This is a genomic window from Sphaerisporangium sp. NPDC004334 (assembly GCF_053602655.1).
On sequence record NZ_JBSGDZ010000019.1, the window covers coordinates 195,884 to 213,292 of the forward strand.

The following is a 17,409-nucleotide window of genomic DNA, read 5'->3' on the forward strand; positions in this document are numbered from 1 at the left end:
CATGACACCCGCCGAACGTCCGCTGCCCCGATGGCTGACGGTGTCCACCGGCCCGGCGCCGGCGGTCGTCGACGGGAGCGCGTGCCGCACCCGCGCCGCCCTCTTCGAGGAGGCGGCGCGGGTCCTGCGCTTCCCCGGCTACTTCGGCCGCAACTGGGACGCCTTCGCCGACTCCCTGCGCGACGCCACCGGCTCCGGGCCGGTCGCCCTGACCGTGGAGCACGCCGAGGACCTGCTCGCCGCCGAACCGCCCGCGCAGCTCGCCACCCTGCTCGACGTCCTGGCCGGGGCCGCCGGCGACGGGCTCACCGTGACCCTGCGCACCGACCCGGCCCACGAGGCCGCGCTGCGCGACCGCCTGTCCGCCGCCCTCACCTGAGCCGCGGCGAGGCGCTGGGACGACCCGCTAGAACAGGGTCAGCGGCTCGGCCGGCAGCGGGTCGGGGAGCGGCTCCAGGGTCGGCACCTGGGCGCGCACGTCGTCGTGGAAGCGGCGGGCGAGCATCAGCGCGTCGGCGTTGTCGGGGGTGTGCACGAACACCGTCGGCGAACGGCCCTCGCGCAGCCATTCCGCCACCGTGGCCACCCACGGCCGCCACCCCTCCACCGTGCGGGCCGCGTCGTCCCGGCCCAGGTAGCGGACGATCGGGCGGTCGGTGAGCGCGGCCGTCCGGCGCGGGACCCGCGGTTTCCTCGTCCACGCCTCCCGTTCGGCGTCGCTGCTCGGAGGGCTCTGGAACAGGACCGTGGTGTCGAAGGGCACCCACTCGGCCCCGGCCCCCGACAGCACCCGTTCGAGCAGCCCCGCCGACCGCGCGTCGTCGAAGAACGCGCGGTGGCGCACCTCGACGGCGTAGCGGTACCCGCCGGGAAGCCCGCGCAGGAAGCCCGCGAGTGCGCCGGTGTCGCCGGGGGCGAAGGACCCGGGCAGCTGGATCCACAGCGCGTGGGCACGCGGCCCGAGAGGCTCGATCGCCGCGAGGAAGGCGCGCAGCTCCTCCTCCGCGCCGGACAGCCGGCGCTCGTGCGTGATCGACTTGGGCAGCTTGACCACGAAGCGGAAGTCGGGGCCGGTCTGCCGCGCCCACGACTCCACGGTGCTCCGCGCCGGCGTCGCGTAGAACGTGGTGTTGCCCTCCACCGCGTCGCACCAGGTCGCGTACGCCCGCAGGCGCTCGCCGGGGGCGAGCGGGTGGGGGAGATATCGTCCCTGCCACGGCGTGTGCGTCCACATCGCGCATCCCACATGAAGCCGCATGCTCCGACGCTACCCCTACGGACCGTCCTCGGCCGCCTGCCTCGGAGGGACGGCCCGGGTAGGATGCGGCGTCATGACCGACGCGCACGCCGTGGTGCGGCAGGTGTCCTCCAAGGTCGTCTACAGCAACCGGTGGATGACGGTGCGCGAGGACGCCATCGAGCATCCCGACGGCTCCCCCGGCCTGTACGGGTACGTCGTCCGGCCCGACTTCGTGCTCGTCGTCCCGCAGGAGGACGACGGCTTCCACCTGGTCGAGGAGTATCGCTACCCGATCGGCCGCCGCTCGTGGAGCTTCCCGCAGGGCTCCGCGCAGGCCACCACCCGCGAGGAGGAGGCCCGCAGGGAGCTGGCGGAGGAGACGGGCCTGCGGGCCGCCGACCTGCGGCACATCGGCCGCCTGGACAACGCCCACGGCATGACCGACCAGGGCCTGCACGTGTACCTGGCCACCGGGCTCACCGAGGGGCAGGCCGAGCGGGAGCACAGCGAGCAGGACATGCGCCAGCGCTGGGTCTCCCGCGCGGAGTTCGAGCACATGATCCTCACCGGCGCCGTCACCGACTCCTCCTCCGTGGCCGCCTACACCCTGCTCCTGCTCCACGAGCGCGCCTGACGGGCCGATCAGCGGACGGCGTGCGGGCGGTAGGCCAGGAAGCCGGCCGCCGGGGAGATGCCGTCGCTCAGCCGCCGGTGGTCGGTGCCGTAGCCACGACGCTGCTGGTAGGCCCAGTACGAGGTGTGCCGGGCGTCCGCCCACCGTTCGAAGATGATCACCTGCCGGCCGGCGGCCGGGCCGGCGGCCCTGATGACCAGGTCGCCGGGCCGCAGCGCGGCCACCGCGACGCGCGTGCTGTAGCGGGCCGAGACCAGCCCCCGCGAGTCGGGGCCGGGGCCGCCGAGCCGCAGCGCCATCGCGGCGTAGCCCGAGCCGTCGGTCCGGTAGCCGCCGTACCGCTTGACCTGGCTGTAGGGCACCCGTTTCACGGTCCCGGGGTTCCAGGTCAGGGCCCTGGCGATGACCTGCGCCGGCGTCAGGCCGGGGACCGGCCACAGCTCCCCGACGATCAGCCGCGCGTCCGCCGCCTGCGGCTGGTACCGCTCCGGGTACTTCGAGACCTGGACGCGCTGGCAGACCTCGCCCACCACCGCCGAGCGCCACGAGCCGTCGGGGTACTTGCGCAGCATCTTGTCCAGGAACGCGCCGGTCGCCCACGCAACGTCCAGCCGCTGGGCGGCGGTGCCCCACGTGGCCCGCTGCTGGAACACGCCCAGGCTGTCGTGGTCGACCTCGCGGTCGATGTTCCGCACGCCCGACTCGACGATGGCCGTGGTGACGGCGATCACCGCGGCCTCACGGGGCAGCCCGCGGGCGCGGACGGCCGCGACGACCGCCCGGGCGCAGGTGACGCGGTAGCCGTCCAGGTACCCGCGCATCTTCATCGTCATCCGGGTGTCGAGCCGCGCGGCCAGGTCCGCGTCCCCCGCCGTCACCGCCGCGCCCCCGCAGGGCGCGGTCGAGACGGCGGCCCGCGTGGTCGAAATGGCGGCTCGCGCGGTCAGGACGGCGGCCCGCGTGGTCGAGACGGCGGCGGCCCGCGCGGGTGTGCCGGGAGCGGTCACCGCCATCGCCGCCGCGAGCAGGACCGCCGTCCCGGCGCCCGCCGCGCGGCCCCCCGCGTGCCGGGACGATCCGGCACGCGGGCGCGTCCTGCGCATCAGGTGTGGCCTGGGCACTAGCGGATCCTCGTGGGACGGTAGGCGTGGAACTGGGAGCCCGCGGTGAGCCCGTCCTTGACCACGCGGTGGTCGGTGCCGTAGCCGGCGCGCTGCTGGTAGGCCCAGTAAGAGGTGTGCGCGGCGTCGGCCCACTTGTCGAAGATGACCACCGCGCGCGCGGTGTTGCCGCCCACCGGATCGATCACCAGGTCGCCTTGGAGCAACTGCGCCATCGCGATGGGACGGCTGTAGACGCTGGAGGCCAGGGCGGTGGTGAGCGGTCCGGGCTTGGGCAGTCCCAGCGTCATCGACACGTAGCCGGAGCCGTCGGTCCGGTAGCCGCCGTACTGCTTGGCCTGGCTGTAGGGCACCCGCTTCACGGTCCCCGGGTTCCAGGACATGGCCCGGGCGATCACCTGCGCGCGGGTGACCGTGGGAGGGGGCGGCGGCGGCGCGTCCTCGCGGATGTTCAGCGGGCGGTAGGGCTTGTACTCGCTTCCCGACGACAGGCCGTAGGTGCGCGTGCGGTAGTCGGTCCCGTAATGGCCGCGCTGTTCGTAGGCGTAGTAGGAGCTGTGCGCCGAGTTGGCCCACTTGTCGAAGATCACCACATGGCGGGTGGTGTTGGAGCCGATCGCGTCGATCACCAGGTCGCCTCTGCGCAGCTCCGACATCTGGATGCGGCGGGTGTAGGCGCTCTTGGCGAGCCCCACGGTGATCGGTCCCGGCTTGGCCAGGCCCAGCGCCATGGAGGCGTAGCCGGAGCAGTCGGTCCGGTAGCCGCCGTGCGTCTTGGTCTGGCTGTAGGGCACCCGCTTGGAGGTGTGGGGATTCCACGTCTTGGCGCGGGCGATCACCTGCGAGCGGGTGATCGGCGCGGCGGCCGCGGCGGCCGCGAGTTCGGGCACCGCGGTGGTGCCGGTGCCCACCACCGCGGCCGGGACGCCGGGGGTGGGGGACGCCGCGTGCGCCGCCGCCGCGGGGGCGAGGCCGCCGCAGGTGACCACGGTGATGAGTGCCAGGTGTCCCGCCGTGATCCTTAAGCTTCGGTCCGAGGGCATGTGCTCTCCTTGTCCCTGCCGTTTGATCGTTCGGTTGGCCGGCCGAGCACACACGCTGACAGGAAATTCCTGAAACGCTTCGTGAAATTGGTGAAGTTGGGACAATAGCCGCCTAGGTGTCGACATGACCTGCGATGACTCAGACCGCTGGGACAAGGTTGGGACGAACCACCGTGGCGAATGGAACCGGAAACCCGAGCCGGAGCCGACGGCTGCGCCCGCTCCCCGACGATCTCCCCGAGCCGACCCGCGTGCTGCTGCGGGAGCTGCGAGCGCTCAAGGAACGGGCGGGACTCGACCTGCGGGCGCTGGAACAGGCCACCCACGCGAGCCGGTCGTCCTGGGGGCGATGGCTCTCCGGGGAGACGTGGATCCCGCTGGACGCCGTGGAGGGGCTCGCCCGGCTGTGCCGTGCGGACGGGCGTCGCTTCCGCGAACTGTGGGAGTCGGCCGACCAGGCGCGACGCTCGGCGGAATGGGACCCGCCCGCCGACGCCGCCACCGACACCGCCCGCGCCACCGACACAGCCACCGACACCGCCCGCGCCACCGACACAGCCACCGACACAGCCACCGCCCTGGACCCGGCTCACCCCGGCCCCCTGAGCAACGGGTCGCCGGACCCGGAGACATCCGCCGGCGCGACCACGGCTCTGGAGACCCGGGTCATCGAGGGTCAGGCCGTCCGGGATGCCGGGCAGGCGCCTGGCGCGGTGGCACCGCGCGGGCCGGCGGAACGACTGAGGCGGCGGTTCCTGGTCGGTGCGGCGGCGGGCCTGGTCGTGGGCATGACCGCCGGCGTGGTGCTCGCCATCTCGGCCCTCGGCGGCGACGCGGGCGGCGAGGCGCGGCCCACGGCCACGCCGAGCACCGCGCGCACCACGGGAGCGGCGGGCGGAACAGTGAGTCCGCCGCCCGTCATCGCCCGGACGGCGATGATCGCCCGTGCGGGCGGCTGGCGCCCGGCCACCGCTCGGCGCGTCCCCTACAGCCAGTTCAAGACATACGAGGGGTACCGGACCGACGGCTCCGGCTACGTCTCCATGGCGCTCGGGCTGCCCCGGCCGGGCCCGAACACCATCAGCCTGGCCTCGCGTGCCTACAGCCGTCCCATCAAGATGGCCGAGCTGCGCCGGGGCGACCTGGTGATCGATCCGGTGGGCGGCAACACCGCGCGCGCGGTGGTCATCTTCGACAAGTGGGCCGACGCCGCGCACACCTCCTACTGGGCCTACCAGCAGCGCGCCGGCTACGGCACCGACCACCGCGTGGTCAAGGACGGGCTCACCGCGGGCTCCCAGTTCCACGCCTACCGTCCGGTCAACCTCCGCGACGACGCCGTCGCCCCCGAGACCGCCGCCTCCCGCACCGCGACCGCGACCGCGATCCCTCTGCCGGACTGAGGAACGAGCGTGTCTAGAGTTGCCCCATGACTCCTCGGGATATTCCGGTGCGCACCCTTGCCGATGCGCCGACCACGCTGGCGGAGCTGACCGGCGACGCGGTGACCCTGGTGGTCAACGTCGCGTCGAAATGCGGTCTCACCCCTCAGTACGCCGGCCTGGTCCGGCTCCAGCAGCGCTTCGGCGAGCGTGGTTTCACGGTCGTCGGCGTTCCCTGCAACCAGTTCGCCGGACAGGAGCCGGGGTCGTCCGAGCAGATCCAGGACTTCTGCGTCACGACCTACGGCGTGGACTTCCCCCTGCTGGAGAAGCTCGACGTCAACGGCGATGACCGCCACCCGCTCTACACGTCCCTGGTGGAGACCCCGGACGCCTCGGGCGACGCGGGCGACGTCCAGTGGAACTTCGAGAAGTTCCTGCTCGACCGCGACGGCGCCGTCGTCGCGCGGTTCCGCCCGCGCGTCGAACCCGAGGACCCATCGGTCATCGAGGCCATCGAGAAGACGATCGGACAGAACTGAGTCCAGGTTCCGGCGGCGGGTGAAACGGACTTCCGACGCCGTATGAACGGAAATGGCCACCCCCGCTCACCGCAGGTGGCCATCGGTCCGGATCCGCGGCACCGCCGCCGGTCGTGCGGGCGGAACCGGACCCGCACGGCCTCTTGGCGGCGCATGGCCGCGTGGGGACAATCGGGTCATGGACCTGCGCATCACCACGCTCGCGGAGCGCCCCGAGTTGGAGCCCCGATTATGGGCGATGCCCGACAGCTGGCCGGTCTTCATGAAGGAGGACCCGGTCGCCAACCTGTTCTACCCGGTGGTCGGCGCCGAGTACGCGGAGTTCGCGCTGGTCGCCGAGGACCGCGACCAGCCGGGCGAGCTCGTGGCGCGCGCCTTCTCGGCGCCCTTCCTGCTCGAAGGCGACGAACTGCCCGACGACGGCTGGGACGGCGTGCTGTGGCGCGCGGCCAGGGCGCGGCGCCGCGGGCGGGCGCCCGACGCGATCTCGGCGCTGGAGATCACGATCAGGCCCGACATGCAGGGGAAGGGCCTGTCGGCGGTCATGCTCGGCGCGCTGCGCGACCAGGCGGCACGCCTCGGCTTCGGCGAACTCTTCGCTCCGGTGCGCCCCAGCGGCAAGCACCTCCAGCCGCGCACCCCGATGGCGGACTACGCCGCCCTGCGCAGAGAGGACGGCCTGCCGGCCGACCCCTGGCTGCGGGTCCACGTGCGGGCCGGCGGCGTCATCGAGAAGGTCGCCCGGCGATCCATGGTGGTGCCGGGCACCTTGGAGGAGTGGCGAGGCTGGACGGGCCTTGCTTTCGACGACTCCGGCGAGGTGGCGGTCCCGGGCGCGCTGGTGCCCGTCCACTGCGACGCCGACCACGGCCACGCCGTCTACGTCGAGCCCAACGTCTGGGTGCGCCACCGGCTCCCCTAGCCGCCGTCATCGGTTCCGGGACGTGAGAGAAGCAGGGCCGGGCGACCCCGGGGAGGGAGGTCACCCGGCCCTGCCGTCGCGGCGGGGATCCCTGACGATCTAGCCCTTGTACTCCGTCTTCAGCTTCTGCTTCTCAGTGAGATCGGGGTCGTTCTTGGGGTCGGTCTTGGGGTCGTTGTTCGGGTCGGCCTGGTCCGGCTTGCCCGTGGGCTTGCCTCCGTGCCTGGGGTCGCGCGGCGGGCCCTTCGGGACGTCCGTGGTGCAGGTCAGCGGAGCGTCGTTGGGCACCAGGACCATCGAGACCGCGACCCGGCTGGTGGATTCGGGCTGGTAGTCCTCGGTCCGCATGCCGATGACCAGCTTGGTCGCCGGGGGCATCGCCGAGGGCGTGAAGATCATGACGGGTTCCCCGTTGGGCTGGCGCCCGTCATGCAGGACCTTCCTGAAGTCCTTGTCCAGGTTCTGCGAATGGTCCGACGGCTCACACCACTTGTTGATCGTGATCTGGGCGGGGATGCCGGCCTGGGCCAGGGTCCGCTCCATGGTCGCCGGGTCCAGTGACTGCCGCTTGGTCATCTTCACGGTGACCGTGCCGTCGGGGTTGCTGTCGACGGAGAACGCGGCCAGGTGCACGTGCACCTGGTTGCCGGACGCGAGTGGCGGCGCGTTCACCTGCGGGTTGTCGAGCACGGGCGTCAGCGCGAGGCCGGCCGCCAGCGCGGCGCCGCCGGCGGCCCCCGCGATCCTGCGGCGGCGGCGCGCCCGGCCCGCCGCCACGACCTTCTGCACCGGCGTGCGCATGTGCACCCCGGCCATCGAGTCCCGTACCGCGTCGAGCACGTCGTTGTCGTTCATCGTTCGCCCTCCTGGCTGTTGACTGGTGCGAGATGACCGCGCATGGCCGCGACGGCGCGCGACAGATGTGCGGTCACGGTTCCTGGAGCGATCCCCAGCGCGCCGGCGGTGGTCTCGGTGTCCAGATCGAGGAACACGCGCAGCGCCACCACCTCCCGCTGCCGCCGTGGCAGGCGCCGTAGCGCCACCAGCAGAGCGGGGTCCACGCCGGCCACGTCCGCCCCCGCGGGATCCACGGCTTCGTGATCGGTCAGCGTGACCTCGTGACGGCGGCGCCGCCACCAGGTGACCCGGGTGTTGAGCGCCACGCGGACGATCCAGGCGTTCGGCGCCGGATGCCTGCTCACCTTGCGCCAGGACGTCCACGCGCGGGTGAACGCCTCGGCGACCAGGTCCTCCGCCAGCTGCCGGTCGCCGGTGGCGGCCAGCACCGCACGAAGGCAGGCATCCCGGTTCTCCCCGTAGAACTGCTCGAAATCCAGATGCTCCACGTCCCCTATACGCACCAGCCCGCCCGGACGCTTACCTGCTTCGCGTCCCGCTCCGACCTGTGCCCTGTGCGGGCACGGGCGCGGCTATCGGGCCGTGCCGAGGTCGCGGGCGGTAGCGTCTCCAGCACCACCAGCATGGCCATCGACACCGAATCGGCGCCCGCGACGTCGTCGGCGGTGTCGCCGCTGGTCAGCAGGGGTTCCGGGAGCCCCACATAGGTCTCGCGCCGGCGCCGGGTCGAGCGCAACCGTTCCATCGCCAGATTCGACACGATGCGCGCCAGGTACGCCTTGGGGTCGGCCACCTGCGAGCGACCGGCGGCCGACCATTTGATCCAGGCGTCCTGCACGGCGTCCTCGGCGCCGAGCAGACGGTAGGCCACCGAGAACGGCAGGTTGCGATGCTCGTCGAACACCTGCTGGTCGGCGTGCAGGTGCGTCATCGCACGCCCCGAGTGCGGGTGAAGCGGCCGCCGCGCGGCCAGGAGGCGCCCGAGGCGGGCATCTTCTTAATGCGCCGCCGCCTTTCTGCTCGTGCCGACCACCCCGAGACGCGAGCCGCCCGCCCGCACGTGACACGCCCCCGATGTGACCTGCGACACAGTGACCGAGCACACAGCCGGTCGCGGCACCGGTCTCGGCTTGACGGCCAACAAGTCGGCCGCAACGTGCGTCCAATCTGGTGTGAAGATGCGCACACCACTTGTCCTGACGGCCGCCCTGCTCGCGGCGGTCGCCGGCTCGGGCGTACAGGCCCAGGCCGCCACGAGGGCCACCACCGTCTCGAAGTCCGCCACCGCCGGCGAGTCCGCCGTCGCGCGGTGCCGTACGACCCAGCTCAAGGCGAGCGTCGGACGGGTCGACGCCGGAGCCGGCCAGCGGTACGCGCCGCTCGTGTTCACCAACACCTCGGCCAAGACGTGCTGGGTCTACGGCTTCGTCGGGCTTGTCATGATCGACGGCAAGGGGGACGCCCTGCGGACCAGGACCCGCAGGGAGAGCGTCACCCCGCACCGGGTCACCCTGCGGCCCGGCGGCCAGGGGCGGGCACGGCTGCACTGGACGGTCATGAAGGTGGGCGCCGAGAAGGCCTGCCAGCCGGCCGCCCGCCTCATGATCATCCCGCCCGACGAGGTCGCCCACCTGGAGATCCCCTTCAAGGCGGACGTCTGCGACGACGGCCGCGTCGACGTCACCCCCTTCCGCTGACCGGACCGCCCACGCCACCCGAGGCCCGGCCGGCGCCCCAGGCGGCGTGGCCGGACGTCGGCGTGGTCCGGGCGGGAGGCCGTCCGGCAGGCCGGACAGGTCTTCCCGTCCGAGGGCGTCGTCCCCTCTGGTTCTTCCTGTTTCCTCCCAGTACCACGCCAACGATTCCGCCGCTTTCCCGTCCGGCATTTTCCGCCCCTGTGGCGCCGCTTTGAATTCCCCGGGGAATCGCCGTCCGGACTTCCGCCGGAGACACGGTTCCCCTGGTGGAAGGCGCCCAGACACCCTCGGAGGCGCGATGCCGTATTCCTCTGACGCATTCGAGGTATCGCGTTCACGCGGCCATCCGCCAAAAGCGATATTTGCCGCCGCCTGGGCGATTTCGCCAGATATCGGGATTAGTGTGGGTGATGTTCAGCGCCGCATCGGCGTGTCCCGAGACCCGGAGCCGGCGCCGGTCATCCCGCCATCCGGGCTCGGCTCTCACCTCAGGGAGTGATCTCTGATGCTCAAACGTCTCCTCTTCGCCGCCGCGCTGGCGGCCTCCACGCTCGTCGCCACCGGCGCCGCCCAGGCGTCCAGTCCAAGCGTCTGCGCATCGGCCGGACACCGCGCCCCCTCCTCCTCCGACCTGTGCAAGTGGAGGGACGACGGCTGCTACTACTGCTACAGCTACAGGACCGCTCGGTGGGACCAGCAGTATTGCGGCGGCGGTGACAGCGGCGACGGGGAGTAGCCGCATCGGCGATCGGCCGTCACGGCGACGGCGGCTCTGCGGAGCATCGCCCGACGGGGCCGCCCACGCATCCACGGACGTGAGCTATGGCGACATATGGCTATAACTGTCCGCATTGCCGCGAGGTCGAGGTCACTTTTCCGATCGGCACCGCACCGGCGGAGGTGTCCTGCCCCGGCTGCGGAGCGGCGTCGGCCCGGGCGTTCTCGGCGCCGACGCTGGTGCGCACCCGGGCCGCCGTGTCGGCTCACATGCGGCGGGCCGAGCGCAGGGCCTCCGAGCCCGAAGTCGTCACCTCCCTGCCGGGGCGCCGCCCCAGAGGCGCGGTGGCCCTGCATCCCGCCGCCGGCCGCCTGCCGCGGCCGTGACCGTCCCGGTCGCGCAGCGCCGAAAGGAGCCCAGCCGTGCCAGAGTTGATCTTCCCGCTCGACTCGGACAAGAGGTTCACCGACCAGGCCAAGATCGGCCACAACCGCTGGCACCCCGAGATCCCGCCGGTGGCGTGGGTCAAGCCCGGCGACGGCTTCCGGGTCCACTGCCGGGAGTGGTTCGACGGCGCCATCCACAACGACGACTCCGCGCAGGACATCCGTGACGCCCCGCTGACGACGGTGCACGCGCTCAGCGGCCCGTTCGGGGTCGAGGGAGCGGAGCCGGGCGACCTGCTGGTCGTGGACATCCTCGACCTCGGCCCCATCCCGCAGGAGGACAGCGGCCCACTGGCCGGTCAGGGCTGGGGCTACACCGGCATCTTCGCGACCGAGAACGGCGGCGGTTTCCTCACCGAGCAGTTCCCCGACGCTTACAAGGCGATCTGGGATTTCTCCGGGCAGACCGCTACATCGCGCCACGTCCCCGCGGTGTCGTTCACCGGCATCGTCCATCCTGGGCTCATGGGCACGGCGCCGTCGGCGGCGCTGCTGTCCAGGTGGAACGCCCGCGAGGGGGCACTGAGAGCCACCGACCCGCGAAGAGTGCCGCCGCTGGCCCTGCCTCCCGAGCCCCGGGACGCCGTCCTCGGCTCGGTGCCCCGGTCCGACTTCGACCGGATCGCGGCCGAGGCCGCCCGCACCGCGCCTCCGAGAGAGAACGGCGGCAACCAGGACATCAAGAACCTGACCAAGGGCTCGCGGGTGTTCTATCCGGTGTTCGTGCCCGGAGCGAACCTGTCGGTCGGCGACCTGCACTTCTCCCAGGGCGATGGCGAGATCACCTTCTGCGGCGCCATCGAGATGGGCGGCTTCGTCGACCTGCGGGTCGAGCTGCTCAAGGACGGCATGCGGACGTACGGGGTCGGCGAGAACACCATCTTCATGCCGGGCCGCACCGCCCCGCAGTACAGCGAGTGGCTCGCGTTCTCCGGGGTGTCGGTCACCCTGGACGGCGAGCAGCGCTATCTGGACTCGCACCTGGCCTACCAGCGGGCCTGCCTGCACGCGATCGACTACCTGACGGCCTTCGGCTACCACCCCGAGCAGGCGTACCTGCTGCTCGGCGCCGCACCGATCGAGGGCCGGCTGTCGGGGGTGGTGGACATCCCCAACTCCTGCGCCACCGTCTACCTGCCCACCGCGATCTTCGACTTCGACGTCCGTCCGGGCGCGTCCGGCCCGGTCCGCACCCCCCGGGGCGCGGCGCCGCACGCCCGCTTCGAGTGAACCCGCGGACGGCGCACCGGCTCACCCGGGCCCTGTCCACCGACGAGCGCGACACAGGCGACGGCCCGCCGCGATCACGGCGGGCCGTCGCGTGAGGTGCCCGGAGGTCAGCCGTCGTTCTCCGACGACGGAATGGCCGCGCCCGGCACCTGGTCCGGCGCGTAGAACTTCGTCTCACCCGGGTAGGGCTTGCTGAAGTCGTGCGCCTCGTACCACGAGAAGTGGTCCATCTGCACCGGGCTGACGGAGTCGGCCCGGGCGGCGGGCCCGCTGAACGGCTGCCGCGACTTCCAGGCCGCCCACTTCGCCGCGACCTCCTTCTGGTCCGCCGGCACCTTCGCCGTCGGCGCGGCCGCGGCGCTCGGGTTCTGCGGCGCTGGGGTGTCCGCACCGCAGGACGGCAGGTTCGCCGCCGACAGACCCAAGGTCAGCGACGTGCGGTTCGGCAGGAAGGTGAAGGGCCTGTAGTCGGGCTTCTTGGTGAAGGCCCGGCTCATCGGGGTGGCGGCGGTGTCCTTCTGGTTCATCGGGTGGATCCCGAGTATCTGCTCGATGGTGCGGATCATGTTGATCTGCGTGTAGTAGTGGCTGTCCACCGTGCCGTGCTGGGCCCACGGGCTGATGATCTGGATCGGGGCGCGGTGGCCGTCGACGTGGTCGGTGCCGGCCTGGGAGTCGTCCTCGACCACGAAGATCGCGGAGTCCTTCCAGTACGGGCTGTGCGAGATGGTGTCCACGATCTTGCCGACCGCCAGGTCGTTGTCGGCGACCTGAGCGGCGCCGTTCACCGGACCGCCGGTGTGGTCGCTGGAGAGCCAGAACATGTTCAGGTTCGCCGGGCCGTTGGCCTCGAAGTCACGCTTCCAGATCTGGTACCGGTAGATGTCCGGGACGCTGGTGTCGAACTTCGGGAAGCCGTGCACCGACACGTCGTTGAGCGACGGGATCGGAGAGGAGGAGTTCAGGGTGTAGGTGGTGTCCTGCCCCGTCGCCTCCATGTTCTTGGTGTCGCAGTACAGGTTCTGCCAGGTCGCGCCGGCCGGCTTGGTGAGGAACTGGTGGAACTCGCCGAAGTTCCGCACGGAGTCGCCCGCCGCCTGCGCGCCGCTCCAGATGAAGCCGGTCCGCTGGTGGCCGAGCGCGTCGTCCTCGGTGTCGTAGCTGCGCAGGTACTCACCGGCCGAGGACTCGGTGTACTCCGGGTTGTCGGCCTGCATCAGCCAGTTGTGGCCCTCGGCGGAGTTGGTGCCGATGTCGTAGGTGTTGTCGTACAGCCCGAACTGCTTGGCCAGCGCGTGCTGGTTCGGCGTCACGTTGTCGCCGTACTGGGCCAGCGCCGGGTCGCCGTTGCCCTGCGGGAGGTCGCCGAGGACCTGGTCGTAGGTCCGGTTCTCCTTGACGATCAGGAAGACGTGCTTGATCGTCGAGGGGTCGCCCAGCCGCTTCGGGACCGCCTCGGCCTTCTGCTTGTTGCCGTGCGCGACCTTCAGGTCGTTCTCACCCCAGCCGTTCTGGGCGAAGACCTTGGCCGTGTACTCGGCGATCCGCCTGTCGTCCGGCAGCGTGAACCGCTGCAGGCTGGAGGTGGTGTCGTGGGTGCCGTGCCCGGCGGCGGTGGTGGGGCGGCGAGCGTCGATGCCACGGGTGTTGGAGACCAGCACCTGGTCGCCGATGGTGGTGATCTCCGCGGGGAAGTAGTCCGTCGGGAGCAGGCCGACGTAGCTGACCGGCTCCTGCGGCGAGGTGTACCGGTAGACGGCGACCGCGTTGGCGCGTCCGAGGGTGACCAGCAGGTGGCCGTCGTCGGTGAGCGTCACCGCGTCGGGCTCGTAGCCGACCTGGGACTCCGGCCACGGCTGGGTGGCGATCGTCTGGACGACCTCGTCGCGGGCCGTGTCGATGACCGACACGTCGTTCGTGGCGGTGTTGGTGACGAACAACGCCCCGTTCTTGGCGTACAGGGCGGTCGGGTGCAGACCGGTCTCGATGCTCGCGACGGCGGCGCTCGGGTCGGCGAGGTCGATGACGCTGACCGTGCCGGTGGTGGCGGCGCCGGTCTTCGGATCGGCCGGCACCTGGGTGCCGTAGGAGTTGATCGTCGTCTCGCCGGGGTTGGCCGGACGTCCCCCCTCGTTGCTCACGTAGAGCTTGTTCCCGACCGCGACCAGGTCACGAGGGGCGTTGCCCACGGCCCAGCTCCGCTGGACGGCCCCGGTCGCCGCGTCCAGGGCGACCACCCGGTTCTGGCCGTTGACGGCGACGTACACCGTCTTGCCGTCGGCGGAGAACACCGGCTCACCCACCAGCGCGCGCTTCGAGCCCTGCGCGGCGATGGTGAGGTTGACGGGGTTGGCGAGGCTGCCGTCCGCGTTCACCGTGAACCTGGTGAACCCGTCGGCCCGGCCCAGCCACAGCTGCGAACCGTCGGGCGAGTACGTGGGGCCTTCCTGGCCCACGTCGTTGCCGCTGATGCGCAGGTTCGCCGCCGCGTTGTTGCCGACGAGCTGCTGCACCTTCCAGTTCTTCAGGTCGACGATGACGAGCGCCATCCCGCCGTCGGTGATGTTGGCAGCCAGGTGGGTGCCGTCCGGGCTGACCGTGGACGACATGATCTTGCCGTTGTCGATGACGAGGCGCTCGCCGATCGGGTCGAGGTACTGGGCGCCGGAGACGACCAGACCCTTGCCGGTGGTCTGGCCGACCTGGTCGGTGCCGAACATCTCAGTGGAGGCATAGGCCATGCCACCGCTGACGACGACGAGGGCGGCGGTGCCCACCGCGAGAAAGCGGCCGGTGCGCCGGCCGGAGAGACCGAAACGGGCCTTCTCCACGCGCTGGCGTTGGACGTGCATGAATCATTCCTTCGGGGTGCCGGCAAGCAGGTCGACGTTCCCGTCGAACTGCCACAGGGGGTTGGGCGCGTCTCCGGCCGGAGTACGCACCTGGAAAAAGCCGTTGACCTCCTTGGGTCCGTCTCCATCGGCGACGTACCGCCCGTCCGCGGTGACGTCGAGCTGGTAGATGGCCGACCCCACGGCGGTCGTGCCGGGGAGGTGCCAGGACACGACACACCGCCAGTCGTTGCCCGGCCCCTCGTCCAGCACCCGGGAGCCGCCCTTGTCGCAGGATGCGGTGGCCCCCAACCGCGCCTCGGTGACATCGGGACGATTGAGCTCCCGCGTCTGCAGCCGGTAGAGGTGGGCGAACGCCGTGGCGAGCGAGTCCTGCAGCTTCGCCTTCCCGATCCCCGAGCCGGTGGCCGGGGTCGCGACGGCCACCACGCCGACGGTCAGGGCCACCAGCGCGGCCAGCGGCAGGACCGCCGCCACCAGGACCTGCCGGCCGGAGCCGTCGTAGGTCAGGTCGGTGAAGTCGCGGCGCAGGAACAGGCGGTAGGCCAGCGCGGTGGCGGTGACCGCCCACACCAGGCTCACCGCGAGGCCCATGAGCAGGGGACCCGTCTGCGCCGGGTCGGTGAACAGCCCGCGCCAGGCGATGAAGGCGTTGCTCGGCAGGGCCAGCCGCACGGCCACCGGCAGCGGGAGCAACTGCGCGAGCTGCAGCGCGAAGGCGAGCAGCGCGGGCACCAGCAGCCCCATCGGAGAGCGGCCCAGGGCCACCGAGCCGAGCAGGCCGACCGCGGCGAACGCCAGCGTCGGCGCCAGCGCGCAGGCCCACGCGAGCAGGACCGTGCCGGCCGCGTCCGCCGGCGCCAGGAGATGGCCGTCCAGGCCGGCGAGCTGCCGGCCGCCCACCGCGGCCAGGCCGCCGGCGATGCCCGACGCGGCCAGTCCGGCCACCAGCAGCAGGATCACGGTGAGGCTGGCCAGGGTCTTGGCCACGAAGATCCGCCGCGGGGAACGCACCGCCACCAGGAGATGGCGCCAGGTGCCCAGCCGGTCCTCGGCGGCGAAGACGTCGCCGGCGACCAGCGCCGTCAGCAGCGGCAGCGCCCAGCTGCACGAGAAGTCCAGCACGACCAGCGCCCCGGCCCAGCCGGTCGCGTTCATCCATCGGCCGAAGACCGTGTCGGCGGGCAGCGTGCTCTGCAGGCTCACCGCGGCCACGAAGGCCGCCGGGCCGATCCAGCAGGCCGCGAGCAGCAGGCGGATCCGCCACTGCGAGAGCAGCTTGACCAGCTCGAACCGGTAGGCGCGCCTCACCGGCGCCGGGTGCGCGCCGGCGCGGGGTGGGGTGAGGGTTGTCGTGGTCATCGCGCGTCCTGCCGTCCGGCGCCGGTCAGGGCCAGGAACGCGGCCTCCAGGGGCGCCACCACGGGTCCGAGCTCACGGAGCGCCACGCCGGCTCCCACCAGCCGGACGACCAGTTCGTCCAGAGCCGTCACCGGCCCGCGGACGACGACGTCGGCGGCGTCCGCCCGTTGGCCGAGGTCGCGGCCGGGCACGACGCGGAGCCCGGGCGCCTGTGCCGCCAGCCGGCGAGCGGCCTCCGGGTCGGAGGTGACCAGCCGGTAGTCCAGCTCGCCGCTCTCGGCGGCGAGCCTGCCCACCGGCCCGGTGAAGACGACGCGGCCGGTGGCGAGGATGGTGACCTCCGAGCACAGCACGGCGAGGTCGTCCATCCGGTGGCTGGACAGGACCACGGCGGCCCCGTCCTCGGCCAGTCCGGTGATGACGCGGTGCACGTGCTGCTTGCCCGCGGGGTCCAGGCCGTTGGCGGGCTCGTCGAGAACGAGCAGTCGTGGCTTGGTGAGCAGCGCGGCGGCCAGTCCGAGCCGCTGGCGCATCCCGAGCGAGAAGCCCCGGACACGGTCGTCGGCGACGTCGGTGAGTCCCACCTGCTCCAGCGCGTCGTCCACACCGGCGGCGCCGCCGGACTCCTGCCGGCGCAGGGACGCCAGGGCCGAGAGGTTCTGCCGAGCCGTGAGCGAGGGATAGAGCCCGGGGCCGTCCACGAATCCCGCGACGCCGTCGGGGACGGCGAGCGTCCGGCCGACCGGCGTGCCCAGGATCTCAAGGCCACCGCTGTCGGCGACCGCCAGGCCCAGCAGCAGACCGAGGAGCGTCGTCTTACCGGCGCCGTTCGGGCCGACCAGACCGTGTACCTGCCCGCTCGCCACGTCCAGGTCGATGCCGTCGAGTGCGATCACCTCACCGAAGGACTTGGTGATCCCGCGCGCCCGGACCGCGGGGCTGCTGTGCATGTCGGTCTCCCTTGGCTTGATCCCCAGCCACCTGAACCTAGAGATCGCGGTTGACCTTGGAGCGGCGCACAGTCAAACGTTGCGTAAACCCCACACAACCCGCCGATATCCCCATAAACCACCGAAACCCGCCTCAATCCGGCGATCTGCGTAATCGCCCTGGTCAAGGCCGCCAACGACCTCCCCGCCATGGCGAGGGGAGGTCGCCGGTCCGGAACGGGACAACACCGGCCGCGCGGCGGTGAACGGCCGCATCGTCACACCGGCCCGGCTCTCGACGGGCTTTCCGTCGCAGTGAACGGCGATTCCGGCTGTCCTGTGTGTCGTTGTGCACGCTCGCGGCCGAGTGTGCATTCGTACGCAGATGGACCCCTTGCCCGGCTCCTAACGTGAGCGTCGTCGCCAGCGAGCA

General features: G+C 71.9%; 18 protein-coding genes. 9 read left to right on the top strand and 9 right to left on the bottom strand.

Translation table 11 applies throughout. The annotated features are described in order from the left end of the window. Position 1 precedes the first annotated feature (1 nt). Complete coding sequence (locus tag ACWEN6_RS25635; protein WP_354843946.1) at positions 2 to 379, top strand: barstar family protein; 378 nt, start codon at positions 2 to 4, stop codon at positions 377 to 379. Positions 380 to 406: 27 nt separating this feature from the next. Here ACWEN6_RS25635 and ACWEN6_RS25640 read toward each other — a convergent pair whose 3' ends face one another. Next, positions 407 to 1,258, bottom strand: a complete 852-nt coding sequence (locus tag ACWEN6_RS25640; protein ID WP_452573452.1) for a DUF72 domain-containing protein — start codon at positions 1,256 to 1,258, stop codon at positions 407 to 409. Positions 1,259 to 1,331: 73 nt separating this feature from the next. Between ACWEN6_RS25640 and ACWEN6_RS25645 the strand changes: the two genes are divergently transcribed. Then, entirely contained in the window at positions 1,332 to 1,874 is a 543-nt protein-coding gene (locus ACWEN6_RS25645; protein ID WP_452573454.1) for an NUDIX domain-containing protein, read from the top strand. 8 nt (positions 1,875 to 1,882) lie between these two features. Here the strand turns inward: ACWEN6_RS25645 and ACWEN6_RS25650 are convergent, their stop codons facing one another. Together ACWEN6_RS25650 and ACWEN6_RS25655 are read right to left on the bottom strand one after the other, a co-directional pair. Then, positions 1,883 to 2,995, bottom strand: coding sequence for a hypothetical protein (locus tag ACWEN6_RS25650; protein WP_452573456.1), 1,113 nt, complete (start codon positions 2,993 to 2,995; stop codon positions 1,883 to 1,885). Beyond that, entirely contained in the window at positions 2,995 to 4,038 is a 1,044-nt protein-coding gene (locus ACWEN6_RS25655; protein ID WP_452573458.1) for a hypothetical protein, read from the bottom strand. Before ACWEN6_RS25655 ends, ACWEN6_RS25650 begins: the two co-directional genes overlap by 1 nt. Before the next feature lie 173 nt (positions 4,039 to 4,211). On the opposite strand from ACWEN6_RS25655, the gene ACWEN6_RS25660 reads away from it, so the two are divergent. The 3 genes from ACWEN6_RS25660 to ACWEN6_RS25670 all read left to right on the top strand — a co-directional run bounded on the left by ACWEN6_RS25660 (position 4,212) and on the right by ACWEN6_RS25670 (position 6,884). Beyond that, positions 4,212 to 5,441 (top strand): helix-turn-helix domain-containing protein, encoded by a 1,230-nt coding sequence (locus ACWEN6_RS25660; RefSeq protein ID WP_452573460.1) that lies wholly within the window; start codon positions 4,212 to 4,214, stop codon positions 5,439 to 5,441. A 26-nt stretch (positions 5,442 to 5,467) separates the two neighbouring features. Beyond that, positions 5,468 to 5,962 carry a glutathione peroxidase gene (locus ACWEN6_RS25665; protein WP_452573462.1) on the top strand — a complete coding sequence of 165 codons (495 nt, stop codon included), beginning with the start codon at positions 5,468 to 5,470 and terminating at the stop codon, positions 5,960 to 5,962. Positions 5,963 to 6,140: 178 nt separating this feature from the next. Continuing rightward, positions 6,141 to 6,884: an N-acetyltransferase gene (locus ACWEN6_RS25670; RefSeq protein WP_452573464.1), complete on the top strand. Its 744-nt coding sequence runs from the start codon at positions 6,141 to 6,143 to the stop codon at positions 6,882 to 6,884. 99 nt (positions 6,885 to 6,983) lie between these two features. Here ACWEN6_RS25670 and ACWEN6_RS25675 read toward each other — a convergent pair whose 3' ends face one another. From ACWEN6_RS25675 to ACWEN6_RS25685, 3 genes are read right to left on the bottom strand one after another with little or no spacing between them, the layout of a single operon-like run. Further along, complete coding sequence (locus ACWEN6_RS25675; protein ID WP_452573466.1) at positions 6,984 to 7,739, bottom strand: hypothetical protein; 756 nt, start codon at positions 7,737 to 7,739, stop codon at positions 6,984 to 6,986. Continuing rightward, the gene (locus tag ACWEN6_RS25680) at positions 7,736 to 8,230 is read right to left on the bottom strand and encodes a sigma-70 family RNA polymerase sigma factor (protein WP_452573468.1); all 495 of its coding nucleotides are present in this window, start codon (positions 8,228 to 8,230) and stop codon (positions 7,736 to 7,738) included. The genes ACWEN6_RS25675 and ACWEN6_RS25680 overlap by 4 nt, the downstream gene beginning before the upstream one ends. Positions 8,231 to 8,235: 5 nt before the next feature. Then, a complete protein-coding gene (locus ACWEN6_RS25685) occupies positions 8,236 to 8,673 on the bottom strand; it encodes a sigma factor (protein WP_452573470.1) in 438 nt (145 codons plus the stop codon). 247 nt (positions 8,674 to 8,920) lie between these two features. On the opposite strand from ACWEN6_RS25685, the gene ACWEN6_RS25690 reads away from it, so the two are divergent. The 4 genes from ACWEN6_RS25690 to fmdA all read left to right on the top strand — a co-directional run bounded on the left by ACWEN6_RS25690 (position 8,921) and on the right by fmdA (position 11,833). Then, positions 8,921 to 9,439 (top strand): DUF4232 domain-containing protein, encoded by a 519-nt coding sequence (locus ACWEN6_RS25690; RefSeq protein ID WP_452573472.1) that lies wholly within the window; start codon positions 8,921 to 8,923, stop codon positions 9,437 to 9,439. A gap of 505 nt (positions 9,440 to 9,944) precedes the next feature. Next, positions 9,945 to 10,175 carry a hypothetical protein gene (locus ACWEN6_RS25695; protein ID WP_452573474.1) on the top strand — a complete coding sequence of 77 codons (231 nt, stop codon included), beginning with the start codon at positions 9,945 to 9,947 and terminating at the stop codon, positions 10,173 to 10,175. Between the two features lie 86 nt (positions 10,176 to 10,261). Further along, complete coding sequence (locus ACWEN6_RS25700; RefSeq protein ID WP_452573476.1) at positions 10,262 to 10,543, top strand: FmdB family zinc ribbon protein; 282 nt, start codon at positions 10,262 to 10,264, stop codon at positions 10,541 to 10,543. A 36-nt stretch (positions 10,544 to 10,579) separates the two neighbouring features. After that, a complete protein-coding gene (fmdA, locus tag ACWEN6_RS25705; protein ID WP_452573478.1) occupies positions 10,580 to 11,833 on the top strand; it encodes a formamidase in 1,254 nt (417 codons plus the stop codon). 107 nt (positions 11,834 to 11,940) lie between these two features. Here the strand turns inward: fmdA and ACWEN6_RS25710 are convergent, their stop codons facing one another. From ACWEN6_RS25710 to ACWEN6_RS25720, 3 genes are read right to left on the bottom strand one after another with little or no spacing between them, the layout of a single operon-like run. Continuing rightward, positions 11,941 to 14,685, bottom strand: a complete 2,745-nt coding sequence (locus ACWEN6_RS25710) for a bifunctional YncE family protein/alkaline phosphatase family protein (protein ID WP_452573480.1) — start codon at positions 14,683 to 14,685, stop codon at positions 11,941 to 11,943. A gap of 3 nt (positions 14,686 to 14,688) precedes the next feature. Next, a complete protein-coding gene (locus tag ACWEN6_RS25715) occupies positions 14,689 to 16,047 on the bottom strand; it encodes an ABC transporter permease (RefSeq protein WP_452573482.1) in 1,359 nt (452 codons plus the stop codon). Further along, positions 16,044 to 16,997, bottom strand: a complete 954-nt coding sequence (locus ACWEN6_RS25720; protein WP_452573484.1) for an ABC transporter ATP-binding protein — start codon at positions 16,995 to 16,997, stop codon at positions 16,044 to 16,046. Before ACWEN6_RS25720 ends, ACWEN6_RS25715 begins: the two co-directional genes overlap by 4 nt. Positions 16,998 to 17,409 lie beyond the last annotated feature (412 nt).

Excerpts from the sequence above, each read along its gene's own strand:
- ACWEN6_RS25635 (WP_354843946.1), top strand. The coding sequence starts at position 2 with ATGACACCCGCCGAACGTCCGCTGCCCCGATGGCTGACGGTGTCCACC.
- ACWEN6_RS25640 (WP_452573452.1), bottom strand. The coding sequence starts at position 1,258 with ATGCGGCTTCATGTGGGATGCGCGATGTGGACGCACACGCCGTGGCAG.
- ACWEN6_RS25645 (WP_452573454.1), top strand. The coding sequence starts at position 1,332 with ATGACCGACGCGCACGCCGTGGTGCGGCAGGTGTCCTCCAAGGTCGTC.
- ACWEN6_RS25655 (WP_452573458.1), bottom strand. The coding sequence starts at position 4,038 with ATGCCCTCGGACCGAAGCTTAAGGATCACGGCGGGACACCTGGCACTC.
- ACWEN6_RS25665 (WP_452573462.1), top strand. The coding sequence starts at position 5,468 with ATGACTCCTCGGGATATTCCGGTGCGCACCCTTGCCGATGCGCCGACC.
- ACWEN6_RS25670 (WP_452573464.1), top strand. The coding sequence starts at position 6,141 with ATGGACCTGCGCATCACCACGCTCGCGGAGCGCCCCGAGTTGGAGCCC.
- ACWEN6_RS25675 (WP_452573466.1), bottom strand. The coding sequence starts at position 7,739 with ATGAACGACAACGACGTGCTCGACGCGGTACGGGACTCGATGGCCGGG.
- ACWEN6_RS25685 (WP_452573470.1), bottom strand. The coding sequence starts at position 8,673 with ATGACGCACCTGCACGCCGACCAGCAGGTGTTCGACGAGCATCGCAAC.
- ACWEN6_RS25690 (WP_452573472.1), top strand. The coding sequence starts at position 8,921 with ATGCGCACACCACTTGTCCTGACGGCCGCCCTGCTCGCGGCGGTCGCC.
- ACWEN6_RS25695 (WP_452573474.1), top strand. The coding sequence starts at position 9,945 with ATGCTCAAACGTCTCCTCTTCGCCGCCGCGCTGGCGGCCTCCACGCTC.
- ACWEN6_RS25700 (WP_452573476.1), top strand. The coding sequence starts at position 10,262 with ATGGCGACATATGGCTATAACTGTCCGCATTGCCGCGAGGTCGAGGTC.
- ACWEN6_RS25710 (WP_452573480.1), bottom strand. The coding sequence starts at position 14,685 with ATGCACGTCCAACGCCAGCGCGTGGAGAAGGCCCGTTTCGGTCTCTCC.
- ACWEN6_RS25715 (WP_452573482.1), bottom strand. The coding sequence starts at position 16,047 with ATGACCACGACAACCCTCACCCCACCCCGCGCCGGCGCGCACCCGGCG.
- ACWEN6_RS25720 (WP_452573484.1), bottom strand. The coding sequence starts at position 16,997 with ATGCACAGCAGCCCCGCGGTCCGGGCGCGCGGGATCACCAAGTCCTTC.